The organism is Oceanospirillum maris DSM 6286 (assembly GCF_000422865.1).
GTDB classification, from domain to species: domain Bacteria; phylum Pseudomonadota; class Gammaproteobacteria; order Pseudomonadales; family Halomonadaceae; genus Oceanospirillum; species Oceanospirillum maris.
The window spans coordinates 13833-32455 of sequence record NZ_KE383936.1 but is presented as its reverse complement, the minus strand read 5'-3'; the positions used below and the strand labels follow the sequence as shown (position 1 = coordinate 32455).

The window sequence follows — 18623 nt, the reverse complement described above, 5'->3', positions numbered from 1 at the left end:
AAATAGAACGATCAGGGGCTTCAACTTATAAGCAAGCTCAGGGGCTAATCATAAAAAGGGCTAATAATGAAAACGGTTTAGCTGACTCTCCAGCTTTTTAACCAACTCAAGCAATGATTGGCTTTCATTATTTGCAGAAATCGCCCCATCGGCCACAAGGCTTGTTTCATCACTGATATTCACAATATTGCGGGTGATATCTTCAGTTACCGCACGCTGCTCTTCAACAACACTTGCCATCTGCGTGGTCATGTTATCAATTTCAGATATAGCGCCTGCAACTTGCTGCAAATGATTAGACGCTTCCTCAGCCATACTCAAGCACTCATCGGACTGTTCATTACCTCGACGCATGGCTGCAAGTGATTCTTTGGTACGCGTCTGCAACTGATTCATCAGCGCTTGAATCTCTTCGGTGGATGCCTGAGTTTTTGAGGCTAGATTACGTACTTCATCCGCAACAACCGCAAAGCCTCGCCCTGTTTCACCAGCCCGAGCCGCTTCAATCGCAGCGTTCAAAGCCAGCAAATTGGTCTGCTCTGAAATCCCCTGAATTGATTCAACAATCAGGCTAATGTTTTGGCTGTCTTGGGCCAGTAAATCCATTAATTCTGACGTACTCGCAACCTGCTCAGACAAAGCTTTAATCGATACTGCTGAACGCTGAACATTGGCCGCACTACTATCGATCGAGCTTTTCGCTTCACTGGATGCTGTCGCCGTTGTCGTTGCAATTTGCGCAACTTCTCCAGCAGAGGCCGACATCTGATTAATAGCCGTGGCAATCTGATCCACTTCAGCCCGCTGTTTTTCTATTCCTTGAGTACTGCTATTGGATATATCTGCGGCACGGCGAGCAGATCCTTCAACATTACCCATTTCAGAGGCAATATCCCGGACGATGCTGTGAGTTTTTTCAATAAAAGCATCAATGCCTACAGCCAAATCACCCACTTCATCGCTGCGATTAACATTCAACCTTTGGGTTAAATCGCCATCTTGGGAGGCTAATTGATTAATCATATTGGCTGCTTTACGTATCGGTGCAGCAATCCCTTGAGCGATCAACATAAGGACAATAATCCCCCCTGCGGTTACCAACAATCCAATAATAACGGTTGTCACTAAGCTTTCTCGGAATTGGCGCCCCATAGAATCTTCAACCGCTTTAGCACCCTCTAAAACGACGGCAGTATCTTGGCGAATAATCACCGCCCAAGGGGTCGAAACGCCGGATAGTTGAATCGGCTGCACAGACCAGAAGCTGTCAGTCATTTGTTGAGTTACCGCCTGACCTGATGCCACTTGCTTCAGTAAGAATGATTTCTCACGACCATTATAAGGTTTACCAAGCGTTAATTGACCGTCAGAATCTGCAGCAACAAGACCTTTATGGCTCAACAGAAAGACTTGACCGTAGCCTGAGTAAAGCGCCTGATCCGCACTTTTAGCCAGCTCTTCTAAAAAGCCTAGCTCGATATCAACACCCGTCATACCAATCACCTTACCCTCGACCACAACCGGTGATGTTAGCGAAGTGCCGATAACCGTCTTATTACCAACTTTCCAAGAGTAGGGCTCAACCAAGCAATTCTTCTGAGTATTAATAGGGCATAAATACCAATCACCGGAATGATCACCTGCAGCAATGGCTTTTTCAACAGAGTCCAATCCTAAGGTTCGATAGCCAATACTGCCATCAGCATTTTGAAACCAGTAGGGTGCGAATTGTCCGTTTGCATGGGTGTGCATCGCCCCTCGGAACAGGTGATCAGGGTTTACTGCATTTTTCTCCCAAGCGATAAAGGTCCCCATCACAGTCGCTTTATTTTGTACGAGAACATCTCGGGAGTATTGATAAAACATCTGTCGATCAGTATCCGCACCCTGCTGGGCAACAAAGCTACCCGTTGTGCCCGCCAATCCCGTGGCAATAGATAACGCGCGGCTTAATTCAATTTCAGTTTTACCAGCTTCTGCGGCGGCAGAGGCCGCTAGCTGCGCTTGGGCTTTAAGGGTTAGTTCTTCGATAACAAGTTCTTCTGTTTTACCTTCAACCTCGCTATTTTTCCAAGCAAAAGCAGCTAGAAGCGTTATAGAGGATAAGGTTAAACAGGCGCCAGTGGCTAAAGCAATACGGGTCTTAATTTTCATATTAGCGGCCTAAATAGTTGATATTTTATCTGCTTAATTTCATAGAGTTTCCTGCAAGGGGTACAGTAACAATACTCTTTGACATTTGGTTGGATGCACTTGTACTTAATTATTTTTCTTATCAGTTGATTCTATATCACAACGCTGTTCATGTATTAGTTTTATATGAATAAATATGCATAGAAATAACAAGAATAAGTGTAGATGAAAAAAAACGGCGTATGCAGAAAATCTACATACACCGTTCTTAGCAGGAAAGCTTAAAGTCGTTCTAAGCCCACCTTAAGACTGTCGTTCAACCCTTTAATAGGGTGATATTATTCTTTACCCGCCTGCTTATCTGCGTGGCGTTTTTCCCAGTAGTGAGCATTTTTGATACCCAGTTTCTTAGGGTCAAAAGTGAAATCAGTCACACCGGCTTTTTGCTGATCTTCGTAATCTTTCAGTACCTTCATCGTTGGCTTAGCCATAAAGAAGATAATGACAATACCAATGATGTTCAACCAAGCCATTAAGCCTACGCCTACATCACCCAGACCCCACGCTAGATCAGCGGTCTTAACTGCACCGTAAAAAGTAGACGTCATAATCGCTACTTTCAAAGCGAAGATTAAGCCAGGCATTTTGATCGTACGTCGCAGATACGCCACATTGGTTTCAGCAATATAGTAGTACGCTAGAATGGTAGTGAACGAGAAGAAGAATAGCGCTAAAGCGATAAACGGCTTACCAAAACCAGGCATCGTCGTTTCAATAGCCATCTGGGTAAATACTGGGCCGTTAGCCGCAATATCTGCAGCAATATTCTGAACAAGGAAAGTATCGCCAACGCCATAAACGTTGTAAGCACCGGTGATCAGAATCATAAAGGCTGTTGCAGAACATACAAACAGGGTATCAATGTATACAGAGAAGGCCTGAACTAAACCTTGTTGAGCAGGGTGATCCACTTCTGCAGCAGCGGCTGCATGAGGACCTGTACCTTGACCGGCTTCGTTAGAGTAAACACCACGCTTAACACCCCAACCAATTGCAGCACCAAAGCCTGCCATCGGTGTGAACGCATCACCCAGAATCATACCAATAATGCCTGGTAGCTGTTCAATGTTCAAAAGAACAACAAGGCAAGCAATAATGATGTAACTCAGAGCCATAAAAGGCACAACCACTTGGGTGAAGTTAGCAATACGTCTAACGCCACCAAAGATGATAAAGCCTAAAATCATAACAACAGCGGCACCGGTAAATACTTTAGCAGAGCTTAGCTCTCCCATACCGGTTTGGATCATAGCGCCAGAACCAAACGTCGCTTCAACGGCATTACCGATACTGTTTGCTTGAACGCCCGGTAGCAGTAAACCACAAGCCATAATGGTCGCAATCGCAAAAACCCATGCGTACCACTTCTGACCCATCGCTTTTTCGATATAGTAAGCAGGGCCACCACGGTATTGACCGTCTTGCTCTTCTTTGTACAGCTGTGCCAGTGTAGATTCTGCATAGGCAGTCGCAGCACCTAAAAAGGCAACGACCCACATCCAGAAAACAGCACCTGGGCCACCAAAACCAATAGCTGCAGCAACACCAGCGATGTTACCCGTACCAACACGACCAGAGAGAGAAACGGCTAGTGCTTGGAAAGAAGAAATACCTTTATCAGAGCTTTTTCCAGAAAGTAGCAAACGCCACATTTCGAAAAAATGTCTGACCTGAACAAAGCGCGTTAGAATAGAATAGAAAAGACCGGCACCCAAACACAAATAAATAAGTGCGGGGCTCCAGATTATGCCGTTCATAAAATCGACAAATGCTTGCATTAAAAATGCCTCCCGTTAGAGGTAAGCGCTTAGGCGCTTTATAGTTTTTAGATTTGTAACAATTTGTGCTATAAAAAACACGACAGTCTTAGGAAAAATATTCTACCTAAGTAGTAACAGAAAAGTACTCTGTTTTTACTACTAATTTTATTGGAAAAGAACAAATAGCCTACAAACACCAATTTATTCCTTTGAATTATTATTTCTTGGCAGTAAAAAATCCCACGGCAGTAAAAAGCATGGCGAAATGCAGAAAATCAGCAATCATTACCTTTTTCTAAAACAGTCATCGCCCTATTGATATAAACATTGAAGCTTAAGGCCAGCGTTAAAGCAGGTTTACATTTAAGGACGGCATATGCCACTAGCAGTCAGCAGGGAATACGAAATGGCCACCATCAGTACGCTTTTCATACGTACCTTTCTTCCCTTCGCCTTGGTCTTCACACTTCTTGTTGGAGGCACGGTCAGGATGCTTTACGAAAGTAATATCAGTCTATTGAAGAACAATGAACTGGCATTACTGGAGCGTAGCTTACTCGGATTACAAAAAAATCTAGAAGTCCCGCAGGAGCACCTGTTAAGTCTGCAACAAGAGCAACCTATTCGCTCAGATTTAAAGGCGCCAGAGATAAACGGCTTAAAGTCGATGGAAAATAGCTTCGCGTCACTACTCAGCCGCAACGCGAACTATGTTCAAGTCCGCTGGATTGATCAAGACGGCCAAGAGAAATTACGGGTAGAGCCTATTACAAATGAGCGCTATGGCTATCACCGTGTCCCTGATGATGCGCTACAGAACAAGATCAACCGTTATTACGTGCAAGAAACGATGGCGCTTGAAAACCCGCTGCAGCTTTATATCTCCCCTATAGACTTAAATGTTGAACACGGTGAAATTGAGCGCCCTTTTCGTCCCATGTTACGTATGGCGGCTCAACTGTGGAATCAAGAGCAACCGAAGGGTGTTATTGTCATTAATATTGATGCCCGAAAGTACCTCAACGATCTACAACAGATCTCAGATCAAGCCAGCTTGCATATCCAGCTTATTAACCCTAATGGCTTTTGGCTTAAACACCCAAATCCTGAATGGGAGTGGGGCTTTCAGTTATCTCACGGTAAATCATTCGGCAAACAATTCCCCGATGTTTGGCAGCAAATGCTCAACTACAACCAACATCAGGTCTTAGATAGCACAGGGTTATGGAGCTGGGTCACGCTTTATCCTGACGATGACCCCCAGCGATTCAACAATCAAATGGTTGGATTCCTCTTACTACACCAAGAACCTAAAGCCATTGACAAATTACGCCTAAAATACTGGGGCGGCGGTCTATTAATTCTCCTGTTAACATTTAGCCTTGGCGGTGCCATTCTCTATCGCATCCTAAAAGCACAGCGCGCGCAGCAACTAGCAGAAAACCAAGCGATTAGTGATCGCTTAAAGGCCGATCACCTTAAAAAGCAGCGGGAAGATGAGCAACGGTTCCGCGTCATTTTTAATGCCTCCCATACGCCGTTACTGGTTTGCGACAGCTCAGGTAGTATTTCACTGGTAAACCCAGCGTTAGAAAAACTCTTTGGTTACAGCGCCTTCGAGTTAACAGGTTTACCAGTAGAACACCTTATCCCTGTCGCCATGCGAAAAGAACATACCAATCAACGCCAAAGTTATCTGAACCATCTACGCCCTCGCCGTAAAATGATGAACGACGGCAACAGCCTCCAAGGCCTATGCAAAGACGGTTCTCTAGTTGATGTTGAAATTGGCCTAAGCCCTTACGAGCATGAAGGCGTCATTTTTATTTTAGCAACCCTTGAAGATATCGGCTCACGGGTTCAAGCCGAGCGCCAGCTAAAAGAGATTCACGAGCGAGAAACGAAGCACCTCGAAAAAGCCCGTGAAGAAGCCGAGCGTCTTGCACACCTTAAAAGCCATTTTTTAGCCAATATGAGCCACGAGATACGGACACCACTTAACGCCATCATGGTGCTTGGTGAGCTTGTGCAACACGAAGCGCTACCGGAAAATGCTCACTCACTCATCCGTAGCATTAATAGTGCCAGTCAAAATCTGCTGTATATCGTCAATGATGTTCTTGATTTCTCGAAAATCGAAGCAGGCGGCCTAACCATCGAACAATCACCTTTCAGCATACACATGCTGTTAACTCAAATTCAGGCCATTACTGAAATGCCGGCTAAACAGAAGGGCTTAAAGCTTCACTTCAATACCGGAGGGTCTGAACGTTTAAGCTTACTTGGTGACTTACACCGTTTAAAACAGGTTTTGCTTAACCTTATTAGCAACGGTATTAAATTTACGGATCAAGGAAAGGTGAGTCTGCATATCCAAAAGCAAGCACAAACCTCAAGCCATATTACCCTGCGCTTTTCCGTATCTGATACGGGCAGAGGTATTCCAGAAGATCAACAGTCGGTGATTTTTGATGCCTTTGCCCAAGCCGATAACTCAATTACGCGTAAATTTGGTGGCACAGGTTTAGGTCTTGCGATCAGCCAAGAGCTAACACAACGGATGGGGGGCGAGCTACTTCTAACCAGTAGAGAAGGACACGGTAGCTGCTTCTTCTTTACTTTAACCTTCCCAACCACAACAGAAAAATCCCTAGCAACGGAGCCATCACTCGTCTCATTTATTCCTAAAGGGCTTCTTAAAGGCCAAACATTACTGGTGGTTGATGACAGCGATATTAACCGCGATATTGCTCAACGCATTATTGAACGAGCGGCAGGAAAAGCGATTATTGCTAAAAATGGTCAAGTGGCGTTGGATATTCTTCGGCAGAAAAACCCACCGGATATCAGTCTTGTCCTAATGGACTTACAGATGCCGGTACTTGATGGTTACGAGACAACCCGAAAGCTACATCAAATTCCTAAGTATCGTTATCTACCGGTTGTCGCCTTAACAGCAGGAGTTACCGAAAATGCTGAAGCAGAGGCCATCGCCGCTGGAGCCATCAAGCTTTTGACCAAGCCCTTCACAATTGAACAAATTGTCGCTTGTTTTAATGAGTTACTAGCGAAAGATAAGCTGCTAGCGAAAGAAGATAGCGCCGTTGAGTCCTCTCCCGCTTCTCACGATTCGCCTATTTCCACGCCCTTACTGGAAACTCTGGAGTCCAGTGTCCATACTCTATCCAGCGCCCATACTTCATCCAGCGCCCATACTTCATCCAGCACCCATACTCTAAATGAATCTGAATTAGATGAAGCCGAGTTGAATGAACCCCAATCGAAGTCAGATTCAGAAAAAGAAAAGCCGATATTAGACGAAGAAATGGCATTAACAAACTGGGGGGATAAGGCAACCTTACAGCGGTTTCTAGCCCAGTTTGTAGAGCAATATTCTACTAGCGATGCCCAGATTCAGGATTTAATTAAAACAGACCGAATAAAACAGGCAGAAAAGCTAGCCCACAAAGCCAAAGGCACAGCGGCTAGCTTGTATCTTGTGGCGCTTCAATTCGAGTTCAGTCGTATTGAACAAGATCTAAAAATGGCTAAGAAAACAGACAAATTAGATCATCTATCGCTGGCTTTGGCAAAAACACTAGACACCATTACGCAGTATCGCAGAAAATAAAAGCCTGACTCTATTACTAGGTATTAAGAACTATAAACTCGCTGCCGAGCAGCTTGTAAGGAACAGCCATGCAGCCCTATCAGATTCTGTTAATTGAAGACGAAGATATTATTGCAGGATTTATCGAGCATACTCTTGCGAAGGAAGATATTCAGGTCACCTTGATGTCGAACGCCGAGCATGCTTGGGAATACCTTCGACACCAGTCCCCTCAAATCGATGCGATTCTTCTGGATAGAGGCCTTCCAGGCATGGACGGTATTGAGTTTTTACATCGTTTAAAGCGAGACCCAGAGCTGCACCGTATCCCCGTTATTGTTGAAACGGCAGCGGCAGACCAAGAAAGTATTCAGCAGGGTATTGATGCCGGTGCTTATTACTACCTTGTCAAACCGCTCCAACGTGAACTACTTCTTCCCATTGTGATGGAGGCTGCCAATCAATATCGTAATTACCGCATCCTTCAAAACAGTTTAGACGAAACATCCCAAGCGCTAGGAATGCTGCATGATGCTCAGTTTAATTTCAGAACGCTAGCAGAAGCTCGCCTACTGACCAATGCCTTAAGCAAGTTATTCCCAGAACCTAAACGCGTATCCAGTGGCTTATTAGAGCTACTTATCAATGCCGTTGAGCATGGTAATTTGGCGATCGACTACGAGCAGAAAACCCACCTATTGATGAGCCGAACATGGCATAAAGAGATCGAGCAGCGTTTACGAGACCCTCACTATAGCGATCGGCATGTGTCGGTACATCTTCAAAAGCAGCCAAACCGAATTTTACTTACCATTACCGATGAAGGCGAAGGCTTTGATTGGCAGCCTTATTTGGATATTCAGCCTGAACGTGTCTTCCACCTTCATGGCCGAGGCATTGCAATGGCTCGCCGTATCAGTTTTGACAGTTTGGAATATCAAGGCTGCGGCAACAGTGTTCAGGTGGCGGTTCATCTTGGCTAAGGTCAAGGTCTATGCCATTACTTACAGTATGGCTGCTTATTTTTACTCTTTAATACACCGCAATTACGCCTAAGGCCACTCAACCTAAAGGCAAAATGCTAAAATTTGCCTTACTCGCTGGATAAAGCACGCCGAATCCTTTATATACCAGAACCCTCTATTGCAAACTGATAAACTAATAGGCTTTATCAGCTCGCAACAAAAGAGCAACGACTGATGATTATGCTTAAATAAGGAACGATACGTCAGTCCCACACACCCTTGAATTCACGCTCATCGCACATAACGGAACAAGCGAATGCATCTGGACAGTTTTATCACCTCCGCCGTCGTAGTTTTAATTGCTACATCTATTGCTGTGGCAATTTTTAAACATTTTGGCTTAGGCTCTATTTTAGGGCTCTTAGTGGCAGGAATAGCCGTTGGCCCTTACTCATTTGGCCCAACGGTTACCACAGAAGTAGAAGATGTTCGCCATTTCACGGAACTGGGTGTGGTAATGCTACTGTTCTTGATCGGCCTTGAGATGAAACCATCGCGGCTATGGTCCCTGCGTCGAGAGGTGTTTGGTCTTGGTTTATCGCAAATATTAGTCACCGGCGCAGTGATTGGCGCTTATTTTCTATTTTTTGAACCACACTGGACGAGCGCTCTACTGATAGGCCTAACGTTTGCCCTATCATCCACCGCGATGGTACTGCAGATTTTGCAAGAAAGTGGCGAGATCAACAGTAAACACGGCACCGCCTCCTTTTCCATTTTGCTGATGCAAGATTTAGCCATTGTTCCTCTTTTGGCGATTGTGCCTATTCTATCGCAAACCGGTCGTTTATCAGCTGAAGTGCCTATGTGGCAACAGCTTGGAACCGTTGCCGGTATGTTGATGTTGCTGGGGGTTTTTGGTCGCTATATTCTACCTAGAACATTAGATGCGCTGTCTAAGCGGGGCAATAAAGAAGGCTTCTTTTTAGTTGTCATGTTAGCGGTATTTCTCTCCGCATGGTCAATGCACTATGCCGGTATTTCTATGGCGCTGGGTGCCTTCCTGATGGGAATGCTACTATCCAGTTCTAAATATCGGTTACAGGTTCAAGCGATGATTGAACCATATAAAGGCATTCTAATGAGTCTGTTCTTTGTGGCTGTTGGTATGTCGATTGATATTGCGGCATTGGCAGAAAAACCGCTGTTATTTATGCAGCATATTGCTGTTATCGTCGTGCTAAAATTTATCGTGCTGTTGAGCTTAACCCTTGCCTTCGGCTATATCCGCAAACAAGCCATTCGTATTGCCCTATTGCTCTCTCAAGGTGGCGAGTTTGGCTTCGTCTTATTTGGTTCTGCCAAGGCGCTACAGGTTATTAGTGACGATACTTTTGTGCTCGCCGTTGGTGTTATTTCGGTCTCGATGGTGGTAACACCCTTAGCTCTGAAAGCGTCAGACGCCCTAAATAAAGTATTTTCTAGCGGCAAAAAAGAAGTGGAAAAACCTCAAATTGAGATTCCGAGCCAAGACCGTACAGGCCGAGTCATTATTGGCGGTTTTGGTCGCGTAGGCTATACCGTGGCAACATTGCTTCAAGAGCGCGGCGTACCCTATATTGCCTTTGATACCAACCCAACTCATATTGCAAAAGGTCAGGAGTTAGGTATGCCGGTTTATTATGGTGATGTTGGTGATCACCATCTTTTAGAAGCCGCTCACATGCATGAGGCTTCATTAGTGGTGATGACCATTGACCATACGCCATCAGCTTTGCGGGCGATTCAACATATTAGAACGGACTATCCAAACGTGCCGATTGTTTCTCGCGCCCGCGATCTAGCCGCCTGCAAAGAGCTTATCGAAGCAGGAGCCACCAACGCCTTCCCTGAAGCATTGGAAAGCAGTTTGCACTTAGGTGGTGAAGCCCTGAAAATGATTGACGTAAAAGCGAAGGAAGTGAACAAATTGCTCGATGCGGTTCGAGAAGATGGCTATCAGGCTGTCTCTGAAAACAAGGTTGCTGAAAACGAAAACACAACCGTAAGCTCGAATACCTAGATGGTCGCCAGCAAAATAGCCCAAAACTGGGCTATTTTGCCTTAACGGCTTGTATAGGGTTCACATTCAATCAACGTCTAATCCGAGTGATCTGAATCAAAGTCACTCATATAGGCTTCATAAATACTAAACTGATTGCGACCAGCCTGTTTAGAACGATACATGGCTAAGTCAGCATAACGCAGTAACGTATCTCCTGTTTCCCCATCTTGAGGGAAAAAAGCCACGCCAATACTTGCGGTCACACGACACTCATTTCCATCGATAAAATAAGGCTGGCCGATGGTATGAACGACTCGCTCTAAGCCTTCCAATACGGACTCTGGTTTAAGCAACCCGGTAAATAAAAGCACAAACTCATCGCCACCCAAGCGAGCAATGGTGTCTTCTGCTCGCATTGATAACGTTAAACGCTCCGAGACAGACTTGAGCAGTTCATCACCCACATCATGACCGTAGGTATCGTTCACTTGCTTGAAGCCATCCAAGTCCATCATCGCAACCGCTAAGATATTGCCAGCTCGGCGATTGTGAACCAATAAATCATTCATGCAATCTTCCAGTAACCGCCTATTAGGCAGACCTGTAAGCACATCATAGAATGCCATTTTCTTTAGTTGTTGCCGGCTTTCTTCAAGCTCTTTCTGCATCGCTCTAATTTCTGTCAAATCCATATGTGTGCCGACAATGCGAGAAACATGATTGTCCGTATCTTTTACGACAATGGCGCGAGACAAAACAGAAACCCAATGCTGAGCTTTATGCAGCAGCCTAAACTCAACTTCGTAGAGATCTTTCTTACCGGTGATACAAAGTGCTAATTCTTCTTTGGCTTTATTCAGATCATCAGGGTGAACAAGTTTTTCCCAGATAGAAAAATCATTTTCCAATTCATCGTCATGGTAGCCCAACATCATTTTCCAACGGGGCGAGTAATAAACAGAGTTATCAGCCAAGCGCCAATCCCAAAGACCGTCGTTGGAACCCAACATGGCTAACTCAAATTGCTGCTGGCTGTTCTTTAGAGCTTCTTCAACTTGCTTCTGTTCACTAATATCAGAATGAACCCCAGTCAGGCGCAACGCCTCACCGCTAGGGCTACGCTCAAAAACCATACCTCTATCGAAAAACCATTTATACCGGCCATCCTTACAGCGCATTCGATAGGTACTTCGATAAACATCTGTGACACCATCAATATGCTTTTTAATAGATTCTTGCGCATGAGGAAGATCATCAGGGTGAACTCTGCTGGTCCACTCATCAATACTATCGCCGACTTCATCGTCCTGATAACCCAGTATTAACTTCCATTGATTAGAGAAAAACACGATGCCATTCTTGAGATCCCAATCCCAAACACCGTCTCCTGCAGCATCAAGTGCTTTTACCCAACGGTCTTCACTCTCTCGTATTTTAGCGTCCGACGCATTAACCTGTTCTGCCAACTTGTTAAAATTATTGGCAACATCCACAAGCTCACAACTGCCCTCAAGCTGAACCCGAGCCAACATATCGCCACTGCCATATTCTTGCATTCGCAGACGAATATTCTGTAACGGGTTTATCACGAACCGCCGCATGATCAGCGTAATAAGAAAAGCGGCAATCAAGGCAAAACCTAGATAACGCAGCAATTGCTCAGGTCGCCATATCTGTTGTTTTAGCGACATAATTCCCGGCGTCATATCATATTGCACCACAAGAACCGCTAAGCTTTCTGGGCGAAGGCTCGCCGTACGTTCTTTAAGAGCGATAGGGATTACCGCGCAAATCTGATTACTGCGCAATGGATGCGCTTCAATAATAGGCTTAAGGCCGCTTGTGGCTTGATTCACCCAAGTACTGTGATAGCAACTGATGTCTTTAGCGTTATCACCGCGCTGGGCAAATTTATTCGATAAAAGAATTTGCCGGTTCAAGATTAAAGCAACGCTTTCAAAGCCAAAGTCAGAGGAATAGCTGGTAAGGTAGGTCTCTGTCGCAACACGATTATCCGCAAGCATTAAATCCGAAACCGTTTGCCACATTCGAGTAGTGGAGCCTCTGAAGGCAATTTCTTGGCGCATCTTTTCTTGAGGGATTAAGGTGTACTCGTACTCAATCCAGCGATCAATCATCACCAATATAATCAGCACAGAGCTCATAAGAATAGTCAGGCCGGGGTTAATCCGCCAATAGTTTTTCCATGGTTGCATTACAGCCCCTTAGGTAAAAAGTCTGCGCTAAAAAGAGACATATTGGTGTTCACATCTCGGCTTAACAGATTGCGATTAAGCATAAGTCTTTTTAGCTGTGCGACTTGTATTTGAAGCTCTTCAGAGGAAGACAATAACCGCTGATTCTCTTTTAAGTTTGGTATGTGTAGGCCTGAAAAGCTTTCCCAAACGGTATCCGGTTGAATATTTAATCGCTGAGACAGAATTAGTGCCGATTCGGTACGCTCCTCAGCCATAAAGGCTAATGCTTTAAAGTGAGCTTTAAGAAGCTCTTTTATTTGGTCAGGCCGTTGTTCTGTAATATCTGAGCGAACCACGAGAACATCCATAATTCTTCTAGGGATTTTGCTACTGTCGAAAAGAACATGCCCACCTTTTAGCGCCAATAATGTCTTAACAGGTTCAAACGTTACAATCGCAGAAACGTCATCTGCTAGCCAAGCACTTAAATGTTGATTAACCGGCAGGCTTTGCACAATCACTTGATGGGCATTCAAATCCACCGTATCAAGCGCACTTTGCAACAGAATTGCCCCCACCGCCGTTTTCTCCACCAAAATGGTTTTGCCTTTTAGATCCTCTAATCGAGCAATCTCAGGCTTAACCATCAGAGCGTCAGCGCCATAGGAGTAATCCATAATAGCGACAATCTTAATATCCTGCCCATTGGCCAACAGAGTTAAAGCCTCGTCCATAGTCACAGCGGCGGCATCTAACAGCCCAGCCTTAAAATCTCTTAAGACCTGAGTTGCATTACTCTTTTCGATCAGAGCAATTTGCCGGTCATCTAAAAAACCTTTGCTACGGGCTAGGTAAAGGCTTTCATATCCCGGCCACACATTACTGCCAACTTTAAGCGGAGGCGGAGGAGCCCCGCACCCTTGAAGTATAAACAGACAAAGCAGTACCACCAGCACACTGCTCGGCCTTACCCTATTAAACGGGGTAATAATATGCCTAAACAGATCACGACTCTTCTTGTTATGCACTATATTGACCCTTAAGTTCTGGAAGCCAATGCTCTTTTCTTTAAACGTCCTATTCAAAGCCATTAAATCATTCAAATCAACTCAATACTGATCTTAGATCAAGATCTTATTAGGCCGTAGAAACCCCTTAGCTTTAAGGTCATAATGCCTATTAAATCTTAGTGAACCCCTAAAAGCCTGAGGCTGACTATGTTGCTTGATGACACACAAACAGTACTTTCTGATCTGCTAGAAATGCTGCACGAATCACTGGATGATTACCAAGATAATCTTCAACGCCTACATGATTCAGACATTGCCCAAGAATTTAATGGCGCTATGAACGAACGCGCAGTGCTAATAGAGGCCTTAGAAGAGACGGCAAAAGCAGCATTCTCACTACGCCCTAGAGCCGCAGATACTGAGCGCGAAGACTTCCACTATCTTTGGAGTAAGCTAAAAAGTTTAGTTATAGACGAGCAAGAATTGATGCTACAAGAAAGAGCTGAACAGGAACGTCAGTTAATTAGTTTGATTGCTCGATGCGAAAGTTACGACTACCCAGAGGCGATCGAACAGCAGTTGAAAGTATTACATCAGCATCTGAAAAACCAGCTAAACCAGATTAAATTATTCCAAGTACAATAATTATTCTAGGTACAATAATGGCGTCACCCATAAAAATGTTATTAAATACATCTTTATGGTGGAATTAATATCTATGGCGATTTCTATGGTGGCTAGCACCTGCTACCTATATCATTCCAAGCAGGACTTTGCAGCAGGACGCAACAATGGAAACAATAAACCGCTTGTGTATGACAAGGCTTACCTTTTGTGACCGTGATCTTATTCGCAAAGGCTTTGAGCTGGCTTATCATGAAACCAATAGCGCGCCGGATACCATTGATCCCAATGCGACTCAACCCAGAGCCATTAAAACGAGCTCCCTTGAAAAAAACTCGATTGAAGTAAACGCTAAAATCGCCAGTTTTGCTCTGCTAGATTACGGATTAGACCAAGCAAGTGAAAATGGTAAGGTGATTATCTCCATCTCTCAAATATGCCTTGCTAATATTAAAACACTCCCTGTCGCACAGATAAAAGACTGTTTAGTACTGCAACTTGGGCCCGATATCGAGGCCAATTCAACAACACTTGCCGCACTGAAGGAAATTCGTAGCAAGGGCTTCCAAGTTGCATTATCCGACTACGGCCCTAACGATCATCGTCAGGCGCTACTAAGCGAAGTCGATATTGTCACACTTAACAGTCAACGCTTTATTCTTGGCGATATGAAGAAACTGTACACAGAACTTCGCCACTACCCTGTCAGCTTACGGGTCAGTCGTATCGAAAGCTGGCAAGCCTTTGAAAAATTACGCCCCATCGGTTTTGACCTGTATCAAGGATCTTTTCTTGCTAAGCCAGAACTCTTAGACACACCTAAAAATAGCGCAAACCGCGTTGTATTATTAAGGCTGTTGGCACTATTATTTGACGATACCAGTAGCCTTGCAAAAATAGAGTTGGTTATAGAACAAGAGCCAACCTTGTTTTATCGCCTGTTGAAATTCGTCAATTCAGCGGCCTATCGCTTACCCAATAAAGTTGATAGCTTGCATCAGGCTGTGGTTTATATCGGGACAGAAACCCTAAGAACATTAGCGGCTATTTTGGTTTGGGCTAAGGATGACCACAAAGCCTATACCGTTTTTCCACAAATTTTAACCCGTGCAAAATCCTGCGAGTTACTCGCCAAAGAATTAGGCTATACACCGGTTGATCGCTACTTCACCTTAGGTTTTTTGTCACTATTAGATGTTGCATTGGATCAGCCTTTAAATTCTCTAATTAAAAGCCTAGCAGTATCCAGTGAAATGCAATCCGCACTGATTAATAACGAAGGCCCCTTGGCAGAGGTGCTAAATTTTGTGCGTTTATGGGAAAAAGCTGACTGGCAAACACTAGAGCAACACCCGCTGTTTTCTCCTGAGCAAACCCCAGAACTGATGCAACAAGCTCAGCACTGGGCTGTAGAAACAGAAGTGGCGATGTATAAATCTTGAGCCGAAAAATCAGTTTAAGTGGATAGTTCATTTGTAAATAGCTGGTTTGTAAGTAAATAGTTCGCTTTTAACTCGAAAAGAACCAACCTGATACCCTAAATACCGCGGAGCGTTCAGTGCCAGACTTGAATTTAGTTGAAGATGCCTTCTTCTTAGCCCGACAAGCCATAACGGACAGAAATCTAAATCTGGTCGGCTACGAGCTGCTATACCGTCGCAACCAAACAGCCACCGCCGCAGAGGTTCAAGATCACCTTCAGGCCAGTGCTCGCGTTTATTCCTTGGCACTGCTTGATTTAGGTGTTGGTCAGCTAGGCTCAGGCTTACCTATTACAATTAACGTACCTCAGTTCTGGTTAGAGCAAGACGACCTATTCCCTACAGTTACGAGCAAGGTCGTTCTGGAGATTCTAGAGCAGGTAGAGCCAAGCCCGAAAGTCATACAGTCCCTGAAAAAGTTACGCGAAAAGGGCTATATCATCGCCCTAGATGACTTTGTGTTAACGGAATCCAATCGAGTTCTTATTCAATGTGCTCAATGGATCAAACTGGATACCCATGACTACGGCCAAGAAGAGTTAAAAGAACGAGTACAACAGCTAAAAGCTTATCCCGTTAAATTAGTGGCTGAAAAAATTGAAAGCTGGCAGGAGTTTCGTGATCTTGAGGCTATGGGCTTTGATTATTTCCAAGGCTTCTTCCTATCTCGCCCTCGGGTATTTAAAGGCCATCAAGCCCATAGCAGCCAAGTCGTGCTGCTTGAACTTTTACAACAGTTGTATCGTGAAGATATGAATGTCGATCTCTTAGTCGACACTATCGTAACGGACCCCGGCATGACCTACCGCCTGCTAAGACACATTAATTCTGCCGGTTATATGTTCAAGAAAGAGATCTCAAGTCTGCATCAAGCGGTCGTTATTCTAGGGCAAGAGCGGCTACGCTCTATGGTAAGTTTGTTGCTATGGAGTAAAAGTCCTCATCGCTCCAGCTCTCAGCTGCCCTCTATTTTAGTACGTGCTAAATCCTGCGAAGAGCTGGCAAAATTCCATAATCTAGAGCAAGTTCAATCTTGTTTTACCGTTGGCACTTTATCAAACCTGCACCTTGCTTTAGGCATGGAAGCACAAGAGATGGCCGAACAACTAAAACTAGAACCGATTATTGCCCAAGGTTTACTCGGCAAAGGCATTCCCGGAGAAATTTTGCAACTTGCGATCGCCTATGAGCAAGGTGATTGGGATGCGATGGAACAATCCCCTTGGTATAGGCCCGAAGTTAACACCTGCTTTTTTGATGCGATAACTTGGGCTGATACCGTTGTTCACGAGATGGGGAAAGGCTAATCTTCTAAAGCGAAGTTAATCTTCTAAGATTAAACTAGACTTCTGGCTCGTCACTGACTTCAACTACACCTTCAATAATACGTACCGGATAGACATCAATATCCTCGTAGGCTGGGGGTGCTGTCACCTCGCCCGTACTTAAGCAAAAGCGCGCACCGTGACGCGGGCAAACAATTTCGCCATCTTCAATACAGCCTCCTTCTAGAGAGCCACCGTCGTGGCTGCACAGGTTTTCGACGGCATGAAACTCGCCATCTACATTAGCCACCAACAGTTCTATATCGTCTTCGGTGATAACCAGCTGATATTCACCTTCTGCAATAGCCGCAGCGGCATCAACTTTAATCCAAGCCATGTTATTTTTTCCTTCCGGTTCAGTCTTCAGCCAACACCATCTGCGCCAGCCGGGTAAAGTCATTTAAGTGTTTATCCAGAACGGAAATCACAATCTCGATATTCAGGTTCTGGTAATCATGTACGGCGATATTGCGCAGACCAACCATCTTTTGCATGGAAAGCGCCAGATCCGCAGGCAGGTAACCTAAACGCTCCACCTGAACAAAAGAATCACGGCTGCTTTGCGGTACTGGGCCATTTTTCAGACGCAGCACCCGGTTGGCAATATCGATAGCCGCCTCGCAGAGTCGCTGCAGATTCAGGATGACAGAATCCTGCCGGGTAAGGTTGCTGCGCAGCTGTTCCGCATCCCCTTGATACTCTTCAGCGATACGTTTCAGGCAGCGCTCTATAATGACAACTTTGTTGATAATCACATCATCATTCATTATCCGCTCCCGAAGGTGTTGCATCCTGTTGCCAGCGCTGTTTGAAGGCCTTCAGGTTATCCTGACGCTCAAGCTGCAGATCCTGATACATACGGTAGGTTTCCGTCTCAAATCCGGCAGCCTCACCCTGAATATCTAACAGCAACTTGCCCTCCGTCACCACCTGATAACGCAGCACAGTGGAACAGCTCATCAGGTTGATAAGATCCACATCCCGACCCAGTTCAACCGCCAGAGTTTGCCCCCACGACCAGATATCTTCATCAGAAACCGGCTGAGACGGCAGAATCGCCAGATCCAAGTCACTGTGCTCACCGGCACGACCGGAAGCAAAAGAGCCAAATAGATAGGCAAGCCGGATACGGCCAGAGAAAAGGTGCTCAACAATATCGGGCAAAGCTTTCAAGTCTGTTGTCATAACGATCGACCTACAGGAGGAAGGCTACCACGCAGAGCGTGGGAGCCAGTTGTTCTGTTTACTTGATTCACGCTGAAAGCTACCACGCAGAGCATGGAAGCCAGTTGTTCTGTTTACCTGATTCACGCTGAAAGCTACCACGCAGAGCATGGAAGCCAGTTGTTCTGTTTACCTGATTCACGCTGAAAGCTACCACGCAGAGCATGGGAGCCAGTTGTTCTGTTTACC

General features: G+C 45.0%; 13 protein-coding genes. 6 read left to right on the top strand and 7 right to left on the bottom strand.

Translation table 11 applies throughout. The annotated features are described in order from the left end of the window. Positions 1-60: 60 nt before the first annotated feature. Both G517_RS0112125 and G517_RS0112120 read right to left on the bottom strand, forming a co-directional pair. Positions 61-2154: a methyl-accepting chemotaxis protein gene (locus G517_RS0112125; protein ID WP_028304627.1), complete on the bottom strand. Its 2094-nt coding sequence runs from the start codon at positions 2152-2154 to the stop codon at positions 61-63. Between the two features lie 317 nt (positions 2155-2471). Continuing rightward, positions 2472-3971, bottom strand: coding sequence for an alanine/glycine:cation symporter family protein (locus G517_RS0112120; RefSeq protein WP_028304626.1), 1500 nt, complete (start codon positions 3969-3971; stop codon positions 2472-2474). Between the two features lie 388 nt (positions 3972-4359). Here G517_RS0112120 and G517_RS0112115 point away from each other — a divergent pair, with 388 nt between their 5' ends. From G517_RS0112115 to G517_RS18990, 3 genes are all read left to right on the top strand, one after another. Continuing rightward, entirely contained in the window at positions 4360-7584 is a 3225-nt protein-coding gene (locus G517_RS0112115; RefSeq protein WP_169447912.1) for an ATP-binding protein, read from the top strand. A 68-nt stretch (positions 7585-7652) separates the two neighbouring features. Next, on the top strand, positions 7653-8546 hold the full coding sequence (locus G517_RS0112110; protein WP_028304624.1) for a response regulator: 894 nt from the start codon (positions 7653-7655) through the stop codon (positions 8544-8546). A 298-nt stretch (positions 8547-8844) separates the two neighbouring features. Next, entirely contained in the window at positions 8845-10590 is a 1746-nt protein-coding gene (locus G517_RS18990; RefSeq protein WP_051206362.1) for a cation:proton antiporter domain-containing protein, read from the top strand. Positions 10591-10667: 77 nt separating this feature from the next. Here G517_RS18990 and G517_RS0112100 read toward each other — a convergent pair whose 3' ends face one another. Both G517_RS0112100 and G517_RS18985 read right to left on the bottom strand, forming a co-directional pair. After that, positions 10668-12788 (bottom strand): PAS domain-containing protein, encoded by a 2121-nt coding sequence (locus tag G517_RS0112100; protein WP_028304623.1) that lies wholly within the window; start codon positions 12786-12788, stop codon positions 10668-10670. Continuing rightward, on the bottom strand, positions 12788-13861 hold the full coding sequence (locus G517_RS18985; protein ID WP_084632192.1) for an ABC transporter substrate-binding protein: 1074 nt from the start codon (positions 13859-13861) through the stop codon (positions 12788-12790). The genes G517_RS0112100 and G517_RS18985 overlap by 1 nt, the downstream gene beginning before the upstream one ends. Before the next feature lie 126 nt (positions 13862-13987). Here G517_RS18985 and G517_RS0112090 point away from each other — a divergent pair, with 126 nt between their 5' ends. The 3 genes from G517_RS0112090 (at position 13988) to G517_RS0112080 (ending at position 17192) form a co-directional block, all read left to right on the top strand. Then, positions 13988-14425, top strand: coding sequence for a DUF2383 domain-containing protein (locus tag G517_RS0112090; RefSeq protein ID WP_028304622.1), 438 nt, complete (start codon positions 13988-13990; stop codon positions 14423-14425). Between the two features lie 146 nt (positions 14426-14571). Then, complete coding sequence (locus tag G517_RS0112085) at positions 14572-15846, top strand: EAL and HDOD domain-containing protein (RefSeq protein ID WP_028304621.1); 1275 nt, start codon at positions 14572-14574, stop codon at positions 15844-15846. Between the two features lie 116 nt (positions 15847-15962). Then, positions 15963-17192: an EAL and HDOD domain-containing protein gene (locus tag G517_RS0112080; protein WP_028304620.1), complete on the top strand. Its 1230-nt coding sequence runs from the start codon at positions 15963-15965 to the stop codon at positions 17190-17192. A gap of 34 nt (positions 17193-17226) precedes the next feature. On the opposite strand, the gene G517_RS0112075 is transcribed toward G517_RS0112080, so the two are convergent. The 3 genes from G517_RS0112075 to mntA are packed head-to-tail and all read right to left on the bottom strand — an operon-like array spanning position 17227 to position 18395. Further along, the gene (locus G517_RS0112075; RefSeq protein WP_028304619.1) at positions 17227-17547 is read right to left on the bottom strand and encodes a Rieske (2Fe-2S) protein; all 321 of its coding nucleotides are present in this window, start codon (positions 17545-17547) and stop codon (positions 17227-17229) included. 19 nt (positions 17548-17566) lie between these two features. Then, positions 17567-17977 (bottom strand): type VII toxin-antitoxin system HepT family RNase toxin, encoded by a 411-nt coding sequence (gene hepT, locus G517_RS0112070; protein ID WP_028304618.1) that lies wholly within the window; start codon positions 17975-17977, stop codon positions 17567-17569. Further along, on the bottom strand, positions 17970-18395 hold the full coding sequence (mntA, locus tag G517_RS18980) for a type VII toxin-antitoxin system MntA family adenylyltransferase antitoxin (protein ID WP_051206360.1): 426 nt from the start codon (positions 18393-18395) through the stop codon (positions 17970-17972). Before mntA ends, hepT begins: the two co-directional genes overlap by 8 nt. Between the last annotated feature and the right edge of the window lie 228 nt (positions 18396-18623).